This is a genomic window from Wolbachia endosymbiont (group A) of Volucella bombylans, assembly GCF_964026965.1.
GTDB classification, from domain to species: domain Bacteria; phylum Pseudomonadota; class Alphaproteobacteria; order Rickettsiales; family Anaplasmataceae; genus Wolbachia; species Wolbachia pipientis.
Window position 1 is genome coordinate 482274 of sequence record NZ_OZ034717.1, and the last position, 20070, is coordinate 502343.

The 20070-nt window shown below is 34.3% G+C and carries 10 protein-coding genes; 3 read left to right on the top strand and 7 right to left on the bottom strand.

Annotated features, from left to right (window positions below):
- Nucleotides 1-432 precede the first annotated feature (432 nt).
- From AAGD51_RS02410 to AAGD51_RS02420, 3 genes are all read right to left on the bottom strand, one after another.
- Nucleotides 433-1761: an IS4-like element ISWosp9 family transposase gene (locus tag AAGD51_RS02410; RefSeq protein ID WP_041573564.1), complete on the bottom strand. Its 1329-nt coding sequence runs from the start codon at nt 1759-1761 to the stop codon at nt 433-435.
- A 125-nt stretch (nt 1762-1886) separates the two neighbouring features.
- A complete protein-coding gene (locus tag AAGD51_RS02415) occupies nt 1887-4328 on the bottom strand; it encodes an ankyrin repeat domain-containing protein (protein ID WP_236515004.1) in 2442 nt (813 codons plus the stop codon).
- A gap of 62 nt (nt 4329-4390) precedes the next feature.
- Nucleotides 4391-6118 (bottom strand): ankyrin repeat domain-containing protein, encoded by a 1728-nt coding sequence (locus AAGD51_RS02420; RefSeq protein ID WP_236515005.1) that lies wholly within the window; start codon nt 6116-6118, stop codon nt 4391-4393.
- A 614-nt stretch (nt 6119-6732) separates the two neighbouring features.
- On the opposite strand from AAGD51_RS02420, the gene AAGD51_RS02425 reads away from it, so the two are divergent.
- Nucleotides 6733-8589, top strand: a complete 1857-nt coding sequence (locus AAGD51_RS02425) for a hypothetical protein (RefSeq protein WP_341810489.1) — start codon at nt 6733-6735, stop codon at nt 8587-8589.
- 534 nt (nt 8590-9123) lie between these two features.
- Here AAGD51_RS02425 and cifB read toward each other — a convergent pair.
- Nucleotides 9124-12624, bottom strand: a complete 3501-nt coding sequence (cifB, locus tag AAGD51_RS02430; RefSeq protein WP_182365082.1) for a cytoplasmic incompatibility factor CifB — start codon at nt 12622-12624, stop codon at nt 9124-9126.
- A gap of 75 nt (nt 12625-12699) precedes the next feature.
- Nucleotides 12700-14124 carry a cytoplasmic incompatibility factor CifA gene (cifA, locus tag AAGD51_RS02435; protein ID WP_155968735.1) on the bottom strand — a complete coding sequence of 475 codons (1425 nt, stop codon included), beginning with the start codon at nt 14122-14124 and terminating at the stop codon, nt 12700-12702.
- 242 nt (nt 14125-14366) lie between these two features.
- Here cifA and AAGD51_RS02440 point away from each other — a divergent pair, with 242 nt between their 5' ends.
- Nucleotides 14367-16796, top strand: a complete 2430-nt coding sequence (locus AAGD51_RS02440; protein WP_208571664.1) for a hypothetical protein — start codon at nt 14367-14369, stop codon at nt 16794-16796.
- A gap of 702 nt (nt 16797-17498) precedes the next feature.
- On the opposite strand, the gene AAGD51_RS02445 is transcribed toward AAGD51_RS02440, so the two are convergent.
- Together AAGD51_RS02445 and AAGD51_RS02450 are read right to left on the bottom strand one after the other, a co-directional pair.
- The gene (locus tag AAGD51_RS02445; RefSeq protein WP_010082266.1) at nt 17499-18038 is read right to left on the bottom strand and encodes a pyrimidine dimer DNA glycosylase/endonuclease V; all 540 of its coding nucleotides are present in this window, start codon (nt 18036-18038) and stop codon (nt 17499-17501) included.
- On the bottom strand, nt 18039-18935 hold the full coding sequence (locus tag AAGD51_RS02450) for an Rpn family recombination-promoting nuclease/putative transposase (RefSeq protein ID WP_265017944.1): 897 nt from the start codon (nt 18933-18935) through the stop codon (nt 18039-18041).
- A 129-nt stretch (nt 18936-19064) separates the two neighbouring features.
- On the opposite strand from AAGD51_RS02450, the gene AAGD51_RS02455 reads away from it, so the two are divergent.
- Nucleotides 19065-19976, top strand: a complete 912-nt coding sequence (locus AAGD51_RS02455; RefSeq protein ID WP_010962718.1) for a helix-turn-helix domain-containing protein — start codon at nt 19065-19067, stop codon at nt 19974-19976.
- The last annotated feature ends 94 nt before the right edge of the window (nt 19977-20070 follow it).

Sequence of the window (20070 nt, forward strand, 5' to 3'; positions counted from 1 at the left end):
AATGTGATACCCATGGATGTGAAATCCCACCCCTGAAGATTAGAATTCAAGCAGTTTAGCTTTAACCATATTGATCAGGTGTTGCAAGCCGTTACCTTACACATCTTCAGATAACTCTCGCTTTACATACATGCTCTTGTCCTCCTTCCCTTTCGGGTTAAAGTTAGTTGTTCACCTCGAGGCCATTTATTCTGAACCCCGCTTAGCTCCGCTAAGTATAGCACTTCTCGCAATAGTCCGAATAGGATAAGATATGTGCTTATGGCTATGGTAGAGCAGTAGCATATTATGATCTGTTCGGATTATTGTAAAAAGAGCTATATTTCTTAATGCGTACCACGGCGCACCCTCTCGACTCACACAGCTCCCATTATTCAGCCTTTTGTCCCAAACCTAATGTCCAGTGGGGGAGTGTTAAATAAACCATACGCGTCAAGTTAAGGAATGTAGAGAGCTTAAAGTAGATACCCTGGTCTTCCTATATCTGTCTTTCAAAGAAAACTTTGACCAGATTATAGTAAGCTTTTTTAGAAAAATTTTTAAATTATTGACAATATTGTTTAATATCAAAAAGAGCTCTCTAACCCGCCTTTTCAATTCAATAAATGCCTTTGTTAAACTGAGCTCCGTGTTCTTTTTTAGTTTTACACAGCCAATCATTCCGTGAAATACGAGAATAGCACATAATTTTGCGTATAGCTCGCACAATACTCTAAATGGATTTGTCTTTCCTTTTAGTTTATCAAGATTGATATGACTTTTATATAGTTTAAATAGTAATTCGATTTGCCATCTTACTCTATAAACCGTCAATATTTGTTCAGCATTAATTTTACTCTCTGGAACATTAGTTATAAATATTGACCAATCTAATAACTTTTGATTCTTTTGAGAAGATGTATATCCATGTGACTTTGCTAATTTATTAGCCTTTCTTCTTCTAGCCATAGACTGTTCTTCAGTTAGCTTTTGACATATAATTCTTACCTTAATTTTTACTTCCTTTCCTAATAATACTTCTTTTTCTGAAGATAATTGACCTTCTAAATACTCCAATAGCTCTATTTTTTGATTTGTTTCTATATCATATATATTGGTATCAGACTTATAACGACTAACAAAATATGCACCTGCTTCATCAATCTGTTTAAAAGAACTAGGCACAAAGTAGCCCAAGTCAAATATTAGCAAATCATTGGCTGATAAACCGTTCAGATAATCCCTATAACCTTGATCCGACCTTATTCCTTCCATAAAATTTAACTTATCTAGCGCTTGATTCAGGTAATCAAAGACTAACTGTAGCTTTATTCCTGATTTGGTATTATTCTCACAATCTCTATAGCTACTGCCATATCCTTTGTACATATCTTCCATGCTACTGGGCAGGCTAATGTAGCTGCTATCCAATAATTTAACGCTTCCAAATTGCTGTAAAATTTTGCAATCAATCTGTAGACTTTTTTTAAATAAACACAAAGCTTCGTTATACATTTTTTTCATGAACTCAACTGCTTCTTCACTAAACCTAAAATCTAAACCCTGTTTTGTAATTTCTATCGAGTCTTCATTTAGCAATTGGCACATTGTTTCTATGCTGCAATCATCAACTCCTATGTTACCAAAAACCATAGCTTTTATGAATGATGAGCCATTAAGTTTTCTCTTTCTTTTTATAAAACCTACTGCAATTGATATTTCGTCTGCTTTTTCATTAAAGAATTCATTGAGGTCTTTTGATAAGCAAGCTATTCTGTCCATTGTAAGTTCTCTCATTCATATATCCAAGAGAATTTATACCTTATTATTTTCCTTCACTCTATCAACTTTACTTACACTTTTCCTTAACTTGACGCGTATGGTTTATTTAACACTCCCTCACTTCATTATAGAAAACGGCCTACTGTTTCTTCAAGACTTGAAGCTTTTCTCATTTTTTCGCGCTTTGTCCAAGAGTCCACTTTTGTTGCATCAGATTGATTAATTGTTTCAGAACGAATCAACTCTCCAGATCTAGTAAAAAAACCTCGTTCAATAGCATCACGTACTGAACACCCACCAAGCAAACATTTTTCCCCTATTCGTTCCTCACAATTCTGTAATTTTTTCCACTTTTCTTGATCTTCTACTTCTACCTTTATTAGATTTTGCTTATCAGGGTATAATCTCACTTCCAACTCTCCCAAGCCAGTATCGAAAGTCAATACTATATTACTACCATCTGCTAGGCCTACATAATTCCTTATAGCGTTTTCCGTTATAATTTCTACCTCACTCTTACCTATCTTTATTATATTTCTTCCGTATTGTACACCTTCCTGAGTGATACCTAAACCCCTTGCTCCATTTGTAATCTTTGCAACATCTACTTTACTATCCTGTGAATATTCAAGACAGAGAGTAGAGTTGTCGATTTTTACGTCTCTTACCTTACCACTTGTTGCGCTTTGAACGATTGTTATGAAATCTAAAGCACGATTCTCATAATCTGCATAAGCGTTTTTCATATTAGCTTTGTGGCTTTCAAACTCTTCCAGTTCGTCAATTACATATATACTGCTTATGTTGTACAAAATTGCCCCTTTTGATATCAATTGACATACTATACCACTAGCAACCTCTATATTCCTTGAACCTTCGGAACTCTTTCTTAATTCACTAATCTTTCTTATCACAAAATCTGTAAAACTATATTCCTTTTCATATACCTTTCCGTATATACTACCCTGGTTAGGAAAGTTCAGCCTTACCCCAAGTTCTATAGCTTCGTTTACAACGCGTTTTAACTCATCTATATCTTTGGATTTATTTACCCTACCCAAAAATATTTTCAACTTTTCCGACTGATCTAATATTAAATCATCCCATAGAGTTCTAAGCTTAGGCAAACGTTTTTTGTCCTTCCACTCTTCGTAATCAATCGCTCCTGCTTCTAGCAGCAACTTTTTTGCTTCTTTGAAATGAGTTTCATTACCATAACAAGCCTCCCTAATCTTTTGAAAAACTCGAGACTTTCCTTCGCAATCACGAAGATTGAGAATCTCTTTAAGACCTTCATTTCCTTTGTGCTGATTGAAAAACTTTCTTAGTCGATTAGTGTTAAAGCTATGACCGCAAATACCTTCTAAATCATTTTTTGCTTCCAATTGCTCCTGAGTTAAAAAGATCTGTTCTAAAAGATTCACTTCAAAAGGTTTTTTGTTAATAATTACAATGTCTAGAGGAGTTTTTCCTTGTCTGTCAGTTTGACCACGTGCTCCTTTTTTCAGAAGCAAAGGTATATTTAAAGTATTATAATAAGCAGCATAGTGCAAAGGTGTTTGCCCTTCACTGTTAACTATGTTAGGATCAGCACCAGATTTTAAAAGTAAAGTCATAAATGCACTAACTGCACAACCTATGTCTTTTTCCACTGCTAAATACTCCATACCTTGTATTACATGTAGTATTGTCAATTTGGATTCTCCCCTTTGAAGATTGAGAACAGCTTTTAGATCATCACCTTTGTTATTGTGTAAAAAGTCCTCAAACCTTGTAATGTCACAAAATGGAAAGTCTGTAAGAAGATTTAACAGTGCCTTATTCAAATTTTTTTGGTTATCTTTTAAATCAGGTACGTTGAAAGACCAATCAGATATTAAATTTTTGAATTTTCCCCTTTTAATAATAGAGGTCAAAGAGCTGTTATCACTAAGCAGCAACGAGTATTTAATTGACTCATACTTATCATCTACCCGCCCCTCCTTCTGTTCTACCTTTACCTCCTTTAAATACTCTGTATCATCATCTTTAATGCGTTTAGCTAGATCCTTTAAAAATTCAATATCTCTGTTTTCCAGTAAAGGTAATGCCCCCTTCTTCATGAGAATCGAGACCATTTTTGTACTTCGTCCAGCTAAGTATAATGGAGTGCGCCGTTTTTCATCTAACGCATTAACATCAGCTCCATTGTTTATAAGATACTCTACTATTTTTATTTTTTGGCTCAAGACAGCATGATGTAGAGGAGTGCTTCCGTCATTATACTTCTTATTAACACTTGCTCCATTTTTTATTAGGATCTCTACCATTCTTGTGTTCCCTTGTGAGATAGCATAATATAATGGATCACGATTGTACGCATCAATTGTGTTAACATCAGCTCCTCCTTTTATAAGGGTTTCTACCATTTGTTTGTTGTTTTTTAAAACAGCAAAACTTAATTGGCACAATGTACCTGGATCTACTTGCTTTAATCTCTCTTCTATTTTACTAACTACATTACTCTTACTGAAACCAACATCAGCGTTAGCAGAATTTAATACTTCCTGCAATTTATTCAATTCCATAACTCCACCTCGGTTAAAAATACTACACACCATTTTCACACGCATGACATAAAATGCAAGAACTAATATGACATGCAACATTCGTCCTTAGGCATTTGAGGTAAGCTTTGCCTATTCACTTCACATTCATTTAGCCTACTATTAGGCTTTAATACTGCATATGTAATGCCACCAGCAATGGCCCCAACAATCAATGCAGCAGTAGCTGATATTGATAAACTAAGATGAATAGCAGTACATCCAATAGCCACACTTGTCAACATGGTCATTATCCCTACACAGAAACTGGTCTTTATTGCTCTATTAGTTATAGTTAGGTGTTTATTTTCTGTCACTTTTTGATACTGTATCACATTTTTATCATCAGCCAGACTTCCCGAGGTTTTGGGACACTCCCTTACTCGAAGACTAAGATACTTAACTATATCTTTGTAACCATTAGAATCTGCCAAATCGGAAGGAGTCTCACCTCTAAAGTTTTTTACATCAATAGTAGCCTTTTCTTCCTCTACAAGATATTCAACTATATCGTAGCAATTCATTCTAGCAGATTCATGTAATGGAGTATCGCCATTTTTTTCGCTTACTACATTAACATCAGATCCCTTTTCTAACAGAGCTTTAACTATGCCTAAACAGCCCACCTCACAAGCAATATGCAAAGCAGTGCATCCTTCTTCGTTTCGTGCTTCAAAACTAGCTCCTTTTTCTAACAGAAATTGAACTACTTCCAAATGACTACATCCAGCAGCTTCATTTAAAGCAGTATCGCCTTCATAGTTTGTTGCATTAATATCAGTACCTTTGTCTAATAGAGCTTTAACGATTTTTAAGTAACCCTCTCGAGCAGCAATATGCAATACACATTTGAAACTATTCTTTCGTATGTCAGCATTATTCATTTGGCCCAATAGAGCTTTAACTATTTCTAAGTGGTCCTCGCTAGCAGCAATATGCAAAGCAGTACAGTCTTCGTTGTTTCGTGCCTCAACACTGGCTCCTTTTTCTAACAGAAATTGAACTACATCTAAGTGACACATTTCAGCGGCAATATGCAAAGGAGTGTCATTATCATAGGTTGCTTGGTTAATATTGATTTTTTCTTCACTTATAAAGTACTCAACCACTTTTAATTTACCCATTTCAGTAGCAGAATGAAGAGCAGTGCATCCTTCTTTGTTTCGTGCCTCAACACTAGCCCCTTTTCCTAATAGAACTTGAACTACTTCTAAGTGGCCTGCTTTAGCAGCAATATGTAAGGCAGTGTCACCATTATCTTTTTGCGCATCAACATCAGCACCATTATCTAGTAGAACTTGAATTACGTTTAAGTGACCCATCTGAACAGCGATATGCAGCGGAGTAGCTTCTTCATTGTTTATTACCTCAACAGTAGCTCCTTTTTTTAACAGGGTTCCAACGATTACGAAGTGGCCCCTGCCAGCAGCAAGATGCAAAGGCGTGTTACCATTGTTGTCTTTTATCTCAACACTAGCTCCTTTGTTTAATAGATCTTGAACTTTCTCTAAGGAACCATGAAAAGCAAAATTAAGTAAGTCAGTATGTATATTACTTTCGTGTACACAATGCTCATCTGTTTTTAAGTGACTATCGAGCGTAGCTAAATATGAATACGTAATATTTTGATTAACTTGATAAATTGGTATGGTCTGTGTTGCATAAAAACCTTGTTCTTTTGACCGCTTTTCTATTCCATCAACCATACTGTTCTCTTCTAAATCTGCTTGAATATTTATTGGACTAGATACTTCTTCCAATTGATTACCCACGACACTACCTTAACTTAAAAACTTATGTTTTAATTATTACACAATTATTATAATTAGCAATAGTTTTATATTTTTTTCAGAATTACAAATTTATTGTATTCAGATATAGGAAAATACCTTTTGTCTCTAAAAAACATTGCAACCAAGTATTACAAAGATTTCAATTATTTACTTCTTCAAAGATCCCAAAAAGATCGTATCTTTGTGAGAACAAGCTACGTAAAAGTAGGGTTATGAAAATAGGAACTTGCAATCTTTGCAACAAAGTTAGGTAAGTTAGTTCGTATGTAAATGTAGTAAAAGTAGGCTAATATAGCTGGTTTTAGGATATAGTAGAATCACTATAAAGAAAAGTTCGAACGGTACACTTGGTAGTCCAATCCATCCCAAAACAAACTCTTCTCACGACCCTTGGTTTTGAATGCTGGAAATGGTTGTGTTATTTGAGTTAGTGGTAATTAATGTTAAAGAGTGAAAATTAGTTTATTTGGAAATAAAAGGAAAATTCATTGCAATTCTATATTTAAAATAGAATAAAGCTCTTTTTGCATCATGTATTAATAAAAAAATATATTTTTTTGCGTATCCTTTCGTTTTAATTAATATGAAGTGATATGACACCTAATGTAGAGTTTAAAGATAATCACGGCACATCAATATCAAATTTGGAAAATGTTAAAATTATAACCTTGAGCGATGAGAAAGGTAATAAGTATACTTTAGATGCAAGCAATGGTAGTCTGGAATTAAAATATAAACAAGATGGTCAAGGTGAAATAAGCTATAAAGTAGGAGGTTTAGCGGCAGCTTTTAAAAGTCTACTTGATATGAAAAGTACTAACAATGATGAACATACAGTACTTGAAGAGAAGTTAGCAGAAAAGTCCATAGTGGAGGCGATATTTTATGCAAAAGATTTTGATAAGGGTGATAGAATCTCTAACTTGATACTAGATAGTACATTTTCTAGGCGAGATGTTCTGCCTGCTTACCTAAATAAAAAGGCTGATGTTGAAAATGTATATACTAAGGAAGAAGTAGATGAAGGATTAAATAAAAAGGTTGATGTTGAAAATGTATATACTAAGGAAGATACAGATAGAGGATTTATTTCTCGTGACAGTGACGGAATCAATAGATTAGCAAGGGAATTATTTTATAAACATGATCCCAATGCAACTTCAATTTTAGTTAATACATTAGGGAAGCTTCTTGATGAAAAATATGAAATATATGGTGATAATAAAACAGCAAAAGATTTTTTGGCAGAAAAGGGTAATTTTGCTAAAGCTGATGGCTCTAATATAAAAATTTTAGAATTCACGAAAAAAATACTTGATGCAACAGAGGATATAGGAGATGGGAAAAAGAAATCAATTTTAGTGGAGAAATTAGGCAGATTTCTTGATCAAACTGCTGATAACGAAAATGCTTATGATGGTAAGATAGCAAAAGCTTTTTTAGGAGACAAGGGGGTGCAGGGATCAAAAGGTGCAGATGGTCCTCAAGGTCCGGCAGGTAGAGATGGAAAAAGCCCATCAATTGAGGAAGTCGCTGTACAGCTACTTACTGATGAAAATAAAGATATATTGGGAAAAACAGTACTTGATATAACTGATAGCACTGGTCAAAATCTTGCTACTCATGTTGCTAATAAAATAAATCTTAATTCGCAGGATTTTATAAATAAAGCTGATCCAATAAAACTCGCTGAGTTGCTTTTTAATAAAAGTAACTTAGATCAATTTGCAGCCAAAAAGATTGCCGAAGATAAAGTTAGCTCGTATAAGATTTCTGAACTAGTATTTAACGATGCTAAGAATGCACTAGCAGAGAATTATCAGTGGGATCAAAAGAGCTTTATTGAAGATATAATAAAAAATGTCGGCACTTCTAGGTTAGCTGAGTTGTTATTTAATGCTGGCAGTATAGAGAAAGGTGAAGCAAAAAGAATTACTGAAGGGAAGGTTAGCCCTGAAAAATTAGCTGAATATTTGTTTAATGCAAGTGGCTTAGGCGATAATATAGATGAGTCGAAGACGTTAGTCAATAACGTAACTCAGCACCTTTTGAATACCAAGGTAGATGAAATAGGGAAAGCGGTTGTGAAGGATAATGAAAATAGAGAGATCTTAGCAGGTAGTCGTATTTTGCAGGAAGGAGTGGCAGAAAAATTAATTAGTAGCAACACAAATAAATTGGGACAAGCTATTCTGAATGTGAAAAACAAATTTGGTAATGACGCAAAACCTGTGCTGGAAACTCATCTTGCCAATAACAGCAGCTTTCAGGAAGCTGTGGCAGGAAATCAAGATTTAAGGACTGCAGTAACAGCTAATTTTGGGAGCAATAGAGATTTTTGCAATATTGTAACAAGAGATCTTAGTAGAGATGAAGAAAGTCTGTTAATTGATAGGCTGCCTTTTTATGAAATTCCAGATGATCCAAATGCTCCGCTTTCTTGGAATTAGTAATGTAATTTTTGCTAGACCATCCCATCCCAAAGAAAAATGTTCTCACGGGTAGCGGTTTTTGTTGCTGGAAATGGTTGGATTATTTAAGTTATTAGCAATATATAATACTAAATTAATAGTAATTCATTTGAGAACAAAAAGAAAAATTTATGATAATTTTACATTTCAAATGGATATTGTTCTTTTTATAAAAAATATTCCTATACTATGTAAGGTCAAGTTCTAATCACATCAATTTTTCTTCCAAATTAAATCTTATCTTTTACAGTGGATCTTACGTTTAAATTATTTTATATCCAAAATTAAGGAAGTTATTCTAAACGGTACACAACTTCAGCATCTAAAGCTAGCTGATTTTAAGAAAATATCGCTCTCATGAATGTGCTTTACGGACAAAAGCTTTATTAATATCTTCTATATTATTGTTAATAAACAACCCCCCAAAAAAAATATGCAGAAATAAATTAAAAGACCCATTACAACCAACGCGTAAATATGGAGTAAAGAAATACTTCATTCACCTATTAACCTCTACCTACTGCCTCTACCATTGCTATGATCATAAACTCTATTCACTCCATCAATTTCATCCAATACAGATTGCGGACCAAAATCAATTGATATCACTCTTTCTCCGCCTAATTGCAATGCTCCCCCACCTCCACGCTGTGGATATTGGAGTTCTAAAAATTGTAATAGTAATGGATCAATTTCATGTTGAATTCCTGGACGACCTTGAATCAATCTACCCCTAGGAGAAGATAGAGAATCATTTTGGAATAATTGTGAAATATTTCTTCTCCGATTTCTAAAGTATTGTTCATTTCTTTGAGGTTGTCTAGTGTCATTTCCAATTCCTGCACTAAGAAGACCACGTATATAACCTATAATACCTTCACCTTTCTCTCCAAAGTTACTATTTCCCTGTAAAGCTTGATCAATAGCTTGGTTAATATCCCTAGCATTTTCGTATGCCCATATGCCACAATTATGGCCATCTGTTTGCTGATGAACGGAAACATCATGGACATTATCATCGCTAATATCACATTCTCTTAAAGCTCCTCGAATATTATTGTCAATACGACTATCTGGACCAAGTGAATCAGCATAATACCCATAATAATTTCCATTTTGGTGGACAATAACTAATGTAACCCAATGACGATTACCTACATTAATAATAGCAGTTAATCTATCTTTTTCACCCGAATCTACTTTTTGTTTAAAGTTATCTATGTTACTACTTAATAAGTCCCTACCTGTTGGATCATTTTGATTTCCATCGACTCCTACTGAAGTTATTGCAAAATCATGACGATCATTAGTTGGATTAGATCGATCATCATGGAAAGTATATTGTCGTGCAGCGAAAAACATGTCATGAGTTTGTAGCCAATAACGGAAATTTTGATTTTCTGTTGCAAAGTCTAGTGCAAGTAGATTATGCACATCTTCTATTTCACGAGCGTTGTTTCTACGAAGGATAGTGTTTATTTGTTGTAATATTCCTTGTGCTGTAGAAGTACCACCTCCCCTTATTCTTGACCTTAATGTTTCTATTGCCTGTGCTCTAGTACCTTGCAAGTAACTAAATGGAACGTGCAGATTATCATCTATATCAAGCAAAAAAATCGAGTTCTGTCCTGGTCTTTTTTCCATGTAAAAGCGCCTGAAATTTTCACGAGTTTGATCTGACAATAGATTTTCTGGTGGATTTTCATCAATAACACTTTCAGGTCCCACTAATACTTCTGGTCTTGAGTCATGACCACGACGATCAAGTCTATGTACATACACTGCTTGTTGTGGAAGAGATATAAAGTCTTCTGCTCTCTGTGCACCTCTATTAAATACAGCATAAGACAAAACCACCTCATTTCCAGAAGTAATAGGCAAATATCCCCTTTGTTTGCTCATCAATTCTGTTATTTTGTACCTTGCCTCGTCTTGCTCCTGTTCTACTTCTTCTGCATTATCAGCAAATCCTAATACATATCCAATTGGGTGAGTATCTGCTGTAGGTTGTCTTAATAATAGAAGACCTAGTCTCTGTTCTGTAACTCTTGTAAGTATTACCCTTTCTCCTTCTTCTTCCTGCCACCTTTTTAAACTATATGTTTGACCAACTTTATACATAGCAAGCACTTTATAAGGATTATCACTAGCATAAAATGTACCATGTAGTATAGAGCGAAACTTATCTTTGCTATTTACATCTATTATCATATTGCCATGCGTATCTTCTGGCATTAATACTGCAGAAATGTTTCTAAATAATTCTTGATGCTGAAATCTATCTTGCCAGCCATCATTCATAACTTGATTTAAAGCATTATGCACATTTCCAGCATTAGGCACTTGCACAAGATTACCACCAAGAAAATTATTTGCATTATTATTTTGGTAATTGTGATATAAACCAAGGTTATCTGTATGAATATTAAGGCCAAGTTGATTATTAAGTGTGCATGAAACTTCCCGTACATGAACATTATTTCCGTCAACATTAAGATCTTGTAAATTGATGGCTCCTTGTTGTACAGCGTTGTTATCTCTAATATGAAGTATAACTATATCAGAACCTTGAGTATGGAAGACCATGGTTAAAGCATGATTCTCATCACCATATCTAAATATATACTTTCTTACACGTTGTTGAACTGCGTTTACTAATCTGAACTCTTCTAAAATACTATTCCCAAAAGCAAAACCAGTTATGCAATCAAATATTCTGTTATAATTCTCTGCATTTCTTGGTATTTCGTTAGGAAGATGTTGAAGCAAGAAATCTCTAATATTTTCTCTAATTCCTTCATCCTCCAAACACTCAAATAATCTTTGTACCAAAGGAAATCTATTCTCTAAAAACTCTACTGTATCAATACTAAAAGGATCTATATTCAGATTAAAATTTAATCCAATACAAACAGCATTTCTTGATTCAGTGTGAATAGATATAAATGAAGAAGCATGTAATCTTTTAGCATCAGCTCTAGCGCGGTTTAATGCAATATCAGACGATGTCCTCCATCTAGTAACATTAATAACGATAGGAATGTTTTCTCTCTCTGCCTGATGACATATAAGAAAAGCAACATATGAATTTCCAGGAGACAAGTCAAGGTCAATATCTATTGTGTAGAGATGAATAAAATTTGCCAACAAACCTAAGAAAAATCCGTGACTCTCAAACTTTTGACTGCGATTTTGAATGTCATTTTGTAGGCTGCCTAGGTAACTACGATAGATTCGAGTTATGTATGGCAAAATTCCTTCATTTATTCCACGTTCTATATTTATTCTTTGGTTACTTGCTAGCACTTCCATAAAACTGAAAATCCCTTGCTGACCCGGTGCAACTTGCACAAAATTGACCAAATGACCAAGCTGTACTCTCTGATCTTGATTGAGTCGTATACTTCCTATTTCCTTAACTGTCAACAAACTGCGTGGCGCAGGCGCATTAATCCCATTAAGCCTATTGCGTTCTATATGCCTAAGAAGGCTAATCTCAGACGCTGAATATTTAGCAAATCTATCTCTACCTTGAGAATCTTTTTCACGAATCACCTCGAATACTGTTGCAATCGCCTCTCCCTGACTCTTGCCCTTTCCATGCATGCATACTTTGTATTGCTCAAAATTTAGGTCTTCTTCCCTTAAATTTGGATTTTGCCCTCTAATCTCTCGCACTAGAGCATTTCTTTCCCTTGTACTGAACCTTAACCCATCACTATTAAGACGATCAGAAATACTGTAGCATCTGACAACTTGCTGTCCGTCACGATAAACAGCGACTTTTAGGTTCCCTGTATTTCTATTTCTACCACCTGTATCAATACCATGATTATCAAAACGAAAATACACTCTCTCATTTGCTTTTAAGATATTAGCATCATGAGCAGTAGCAAACATACTGAAAAAGAATACAGGAAGGAAACGTCCTGTACTTACATGATACAAGAAAAATGGACATTGATCTAAAAAGGATTCAAACTCTTGTCTAAAACCATCAAGATCTCCATCCACTAAACTTCTTATTAAAGACACAAAGCACCTCTCTATTTGCTAAGACCAGAAAAACCACTCACATTAATGAGTAGACTAGATTCTTCTTTTCTTATGAGAACCAGAAATACCACTCACACTAGGAGCTTCAAACTCAGACTGTGGGCCATCACCAGAACCATCAAGTGGCAAAGATACCTTAGATTGAGACCGCAAATTATTCCAAGGACCATCACCTACAGAAGGTAAAGTTACTTTCTCTAACTGAAGAAATAACTCTTCTGCAAACTTGCCGTAATCTACACCTTTCCTCTTTCCTTCCCTACCACATATTCTAAGATTTTCTATCATGACTTCTTTAAAAAGGTCAAACTTTTCAGGAAAGCAACCTTTGGCAAATGAAATCATATCTAATATTTCTTCTTTCTCTATTTCCCTATCGGGCTTACAAACATCTTCTCGTTTCCAATTAATGATTAATCCCCCAAGTACACTCTTTATAGGAACTGTATAATTAGAAGTATTAACAGAGGTCTCTCTGTATTCAGCAAAGCGTTCACATTTCCAAATCTCCATAATAAGGGATCTAGCTTGAACACTTAACTCAGGATTTTTCAACATCACATTTGAAAGTGAATAAAGAAAAAGTTCATAGTCTTGCTGTGAGAATATCTTGTCCGAACAGTCTCCTCCTGCTGAAACGCCTTTATAACACCAGCACTGTACCAAATCATGAACCGTATCAAAAAAACATGACTCTATTAATTCAGCAAGAAGGGAATATACTCCCTTATCTTTCTGCAATAATTTCTGTAAAAGAGTATCTTTATCGCCTATATTCCTTACACAAAAATCTAAAATAGGAGCGTCTTTCTCAACAGATTGAGGACGAGAAAGAGCAACAATAGCTTCTGTAAGCTTCTTCTCCTTATCTTTTTCCTCTAACTGATTATAAAAATACTCTACCCCTTCGCTCCACTTAAGTTTTACAGCACTGTCAAAACCTTCTACTGCATCATACTTCTTTAATTCCCCAGATTCTCTATCGATCCAGAAATCAAACACAGGACCATTTCTCTTCATGGATGATAGCAGAATGTTTCTTACATATTGATCACTGATCGGATTACCTTGACTATCTACCTCTTCTGAAGTAAATTGACCTCTAGAGAGTACAAACTGTTTGTTGAAAAAATCACCTATCTTGCCCGTTATACAGTACCTAGATGCCATACCATACCTTGGTAGTGGGTTATCGATTTCTCCTATTTTCTCTTCAGTCAATTTCTGACCTAAAACAGTATTATTTAACCTTGTACCTAACCAACAACCTTCATCTCGAAAAACATTATATAAGAATTCCAGCTTATCATCCTTAAAAAGTTTGATATACTCTATATAGGTCTCGACCCACCTTTTAATAGCTAACTTTCTTCCAGCCGCAATGTCACGATCTGTATGTTTTATCACATCTTGTAGCTTTTTAAGCACTTCAGCCTGACGTTTTGTTTCTATTGGCATTTAAACCTCCCTATATCATGAAAACAACGCTATGGTACTAAATTTGTAACTAAGTTACAACACCTAATTACTCCAGAAAGACCTATTTGATACCCAAACGTTCTGGTCAGGCCTAGAGAAATCTGTCTGGAATTATTGAGTATTTTCTAGAAATCTTAATTTGACAGCTAACACCAGGTTTTCTGGAGACTATAGGTGATGCACTTTTTCTATTTATATTCCCAAGAATAAGGTCAGTAGATATGTTGTTTTCCAGAAGAATATTAGTAAGATTAATTGGAGAAGTGCTTATGACTTTAACTAAGTGTGTTTTAACTTCGCCCTTAAGTTCTGTTCAGCAGTATCTGTTAGTGTTAGGTAAGGTTATGGTTGTAAATACAAAATCCGATCAGCAGAGGGCTGAAGATGATCTATATACTGTTTTGAGATTCAAAGAAAAAGGAGATTTTGAAAGACGGATAAGAGAACTGCTTGTTAACGATTATAAGAAACTTAAAAAACCACTGAGCAAACTCCTTGGTAAGTTAGAAAGTAAAATAAGGACTGATAAAGAGAATAACCAAGCAGCCAGAAACGTTTATGATCAAATCAAAAAATCTAAAACTAATGAAGATAAATTAAGTAATTTATTGAACTTTAAAAAACAGCTAAAAGCTTTCCTAAAAAATCAAGATGATTGTAGTATTGTGTTAAATGCGATTGACTCTGCAAGTGTTATCCCTGTTATTGAAGTTAATGGTGTGCATCCAAAAGATAGTGAGATCAAAAAGTTAAAAAAAGCTCAACCTCTCACCTCTAACAGACAAGACTTTGAAGAAGCTCTAGGATACATAGAATCACAAGAAAAAGTTATGGGGATTACATTAGAGGAAATTATGGAATACAAGCAACACTCTGTTAAGATTTTTCTACTGAACCGTGTTCATTCATGCAAAAATGGGCATTCTCAATTGCATCCTGATGTAAAAGAAGCTATAGCAATATTATCAAATGATAAGCTGAGAGCTTTCTACGATGAAGAAGTAAAGAAGAAGACGCTACAACCAATATTGTCCTACAAAGAATGTGAACAATTATATGATAAAATTAACTATGAAAAAAATGAATCTCGTATTATAATCGAAAGAGAAGAACTTGGAGAGAATGTTAGGAGGGTAATGGGAGTGAAGCGCTTTACGAATGAAAGCAGTAGAGAAGATCAGAAAAATGGTACTAGTCCAACAGGAACTTCTACAAATTATAGACAAGAGCAAGTTGCCTCTAGTGGTGATAGAACACTTTATAATAGTGATATACCTTCACTAGGTAGATCGATTAAGAGCAGCCGAAGTGCACTGTTTATGCCATTTGGAGCTTCTGTTGATACGAGTACCCCGATTAAACCTGCCAATCCATCTAACCTAGTTACCACTGGTGAGAATTATACTAGTAATGCAGATCTGAGTGATGAATTGAACGTAAGTGAAGTAACTAAAATTGTTGAACGAATGGAGCTATTATCCAATAGTTTAAAAAAAATCCAAGAAATTGTGGAAAAGCTGGGTAATACTACACTAAGTGAAGAAGTGATAGTTCATGAGAGACATTTCAAAAAGTTTATGGATTTTGTAGGAGAAATTCTCGTAGATATTGGTACAAGATTACCACAAAGTGATTCTAAAAGCATGTATCTTGAACAAAAATTGAAGGGATTGGAAAAGATGAATGAATCCTTAGATAACAGTGTTCAAGAGTTAGAGAAAAAAGTAGATAAACTTGAAAAAGAGAATAAAGATTTTCTAGCAGAAAATGATGAACTTAAGGAAAAACTTGCTACAGCGAAAGAAGAAAAGGAATTGCTATTTAATAAAAAAGAAAAGATGCAGGAAGTTATAAATGGGCTGAATGAGAACAATCAACGATTAATGCAAAAAATAAATGGGTTAGAAGATGATTATGAGTATTTGTTAAGAGCGGAAAAGACAAAAAGAGAAACCGAAGATTCGTGTATACAAGTGGAGGATGCAGATATACCGGAAGGAAAAGCTGAGTTATGTAAAGACTATGAAATTAAACTAGTAAAGCTGGAACAAGAGATAGATGCAAAAGGGAAACAATGTGAGGAATTGCTATTAGAAAATAGTATATTACGAGGAAATATAGAACGATTAAAGGAAGAGAATAAACGATTAGAAGGCATTGAAGAAAGCTTTAGTATCGATCCCTCACATTTTTGCTCTGTAAAAAATTTGCATGATGAGCTTATTCTAGCTAATGAACAGCCGGAAAATATTGATATATCAATCCAGGATGAGATGGATTCAAAAGTTGCCACTGAGTCTGTGGGTGTTAATGTAAAACAAGGTTATAGTAAAAGGACTAGCAACCTATCTCGAGTCTCTGAACAAAGTTCAGCAGTAAAATCTCAATTCTCAGAAGCAAGAGCTCAGAGTAGAAAGCAAATAATTTATGCCTCTGCTTCTCTTATATTATCTGGAGTATTTGCTGTTGGCACAAGTTTAACAATGTCTCATTTAGGAATATCTATTTCACTTGCTTTGACTGCATTAACTTTCCTTACATTGGGATGTTATTGTTCATATAAGGCAAGTACAACGCTTAGGAATATTGAACTTGATCGAACTTTTAAAATGGCTGATCATGAAGCTGTTTTTATGGTTCCCAGCTTATAACTATGTGGAAAAATATATTGTTTTACTCACCCCAAGAAAAGAGATAATGGGAAAGATAAAAAGGTCTATCAGTTCTCGGTGCGGCAGATTAATTTCTGACGGTGATATAGAGCATTACTTATTTCTCTAGAGAATAGGGAATTGGCGAATAGAGTTCTAGGTGTAGAAGGAGATATAGATGAAGAAAAGACCAGATTTAGTAGAAAAATATAAGGGCTTCTTTGTAAATGATAGTAAGGGAACAGCAAAGTAGTTATATTAAGGGACTGGTTTTATGTTCTGAACTCAGATTTTCGTTAGGTTATAAAAGAAGTAATATCGAGACCTTACTTTGAAATTCCAGATTATCAGAGTACTTTGCTCTTCTGAAGTGAGTGATGTTGGAATACCTCTGGATCGCAGTACTAATAACCAAAATTAAAGAGTAAATAGTTTATAATTTAAGTATTTATAATAGAGAAATTAGCATGTATCTAAATTTGAGCAGCAAATACCTTGAAATTACCATCAATTCAGTAAAATTGAAGAGTTTTAATGGTTTAATCATGTAAAGTATTCAATAAACTGCCGTTTTTAAATTTTATCAGACTCAGTTAAAAGAGTGGAGATTTTAATGATTTACCTCAAATCTAATTAAGAGTTAAAGTGAGAAGATGTTTTAGTTTTTATGCACCTTCCTCTCTACTAATTAAGGCGTTCTTTTTATTTGCGGCTTTTCAGACGTACGATTCTGCTTAGCAACCAATCCGGTACTTCTCTACCCTTTTCCCACTTAGCAAACCTCATCTTTTCTTTTAGGTAGTACTCTCTGTAAGCTTTTACTGAATGACTAGACTTATATTGATCTGGTAACGCCTGTACAAAAGGCTTTATATCGGTTGATTGAAAAACAAGCAAATTCTTATTACTATCACACCAATCTATAACTTCTTCTGATCTATGTTTTCTTTTATATCGCCAAGTATACTCTTTGCACAGCTCCCTTCCGTATTTTATTAACCAGAAAAAGTTCCCTTTGGATTGTCTAGCCCATAGAGAACAAGGGTGGTTTTTGTGAGTAAGTTTATATGGAACTTCTATATTCTGGTCTGTGATGCTGACTAAAGGATTTGGCACTTTTAATGCTATTGAAAAAACATTACTCAGTAACTGAGCAGTTTCTAATAGCATTTTTACTATATGCTTATCACATAACATTTTTGCCGCAATCTCTGGGTTTTCATCTAGTACAAAGATGTTCATCTAAACATCCAAAGAGCTTAAGTCTTTAATTTCATTAGCTGTAAGACCAGTAGTTTGAGCTATGATATCAATAGAAACTCCTGCTTTAAGTAGATTCTTTGCAACTTCAATTTCCCTCTCTTTTCTGCCTTTTTCATGTCCGATGAGGATGCCTTTTGCAGTAGCATCATCAAGTTTTTGAGCAAGGACAGCCTGTTCATCAAGAATACGTTTTATTTCCTGTTCATAGGCAATAAATTCTTTTTCTGACCAGTTGAACCTATTTAGTTCTTCATAGGCCTTTTTAATTATTAGATCACTACCTATTATTTTTTCCAGCTCTTCTTCACTAGTCTCATCTGCATATTTAAAGAAGTAGACCCATTTCTCAACAATACTTGAAAGCTGATCTTCTTTGGTTTTTGGAAATTTAGGCAACTCAATAAATATAAAGTAAAAATCTTTTAGATCATGTTCATTAGTATCTTCATCGCGAATGGTATGCTTTGACTTATACTCAGACTTATCAGGAAATAAAATACAGTCTGCTATAGCAATAAAGATAATTTCCTTAAGGTCATGATATTGATCGCCTTTGTCAGCCTGTCTTGAATAGGCTTTAGCAGCATAGTATTGAGCACGTTTTTCAAAGCCCTTAGTTTTAGCGACCTGCATTTCGACTATCACTTGCAGCCCATTTTTATCTCTACAAAGAGCATCAACAATGCTTTGTTTTTTAGAAGCAATATCAGGATCTTGAATAGTACTTAAAAACTCTATATCCTGTATTGCATTTGTTCCAGCAAAGCCGAGAATATCATTAAGAAAGTGAATAAGGATATCTTTATTTTTTTCAGTACCAAAGATGCGCTTGAACGATATATCATTCTTGGGATCGAGAAACTTCGAAAGAGCCATAGGAAATCCACTTAAAAAGCATTAATAATTATACACAATTGTGAAGAAATATTCAACTAAAATTCAAACATAGAAAGAAGCATCCCTTTTGTATATCTTTATTTGGTAGTATTAACCTGTATAATATTTATGGCAAATATCTCGATAAGGTACAAAATAGCACAAAAAGTAAGGAGCTGGAGGTTAAAGCGAGGTTATACTCAAAAAGATTTAGCGGGAAAAATTGGCGTAACGTATCAAGTAGTACTACAATATGAAAAAGGAACACGTAAAATTTCGATTGAGAAATTGTATGCTATAGCAGAAGTGTTATCGGTTGGCATCATAGATCTTATTCCTGTATCAAGTGAAAAAATTTGCCTTAAAAACGAAGAAGAGGAAATATTAAATCTAGTAAGAAAATATAAAACGATTAATGATCAAGAGTTGCGCAAGGTGTTTTACTTGCTAACAAAATTTACCCGAGTTGGTGAGAAAAGTAGTAAAAAAGCAGAGAAGGTAAAAATTGCAAAGGGTATGGTTAAAGCAGGAATTTCTGTTGATATTGTTTCACAAGCAATTGGCCTCTCTGCTAATGAGTGTGTTGAAGAAAAAACAGGTTCTATCTACTACCAAATAGGAAAAAAGATAAAAGAATGGAGGCTAGTGAGAGAGTATACTCAAAAGGATTTGGCTGAGAAAATGGATACAACACGTGATGAAATAAGCAACTATGAGCAAGGACGTGTGGCCATTCCACTGGAAAAATTATATGCAATAGCAGAAACATTATCAATTAGCATTACAGATCTGCTCATAGAGGAAGATGAGATAGTAGAAAGTGAGCTACCTGATTTAATAAAAGAATACAAAAAAATTGAGAGTCAAGAATTACGCTATGCGCTAATAAAATCTCTGTTTGAAAGCATACAAATTTGCGAAGAAAAAGTGAAAAGAGCAGAAAAGATGAAAATTGCAAAGGATTTAGTGAAAGGAGGAATTTCTACCGATATTATTTTGCAAATAACAGGCCTCTCTTTAGGCGAAATTCAACAGATTTAAAATAAAAAATCAGTATATATTAATATCTTTACTCTTAGATGAAAAAATAAGTAAAAAAGATTGAGAAATTGATTTGACTTCACTCGAAAGCTAT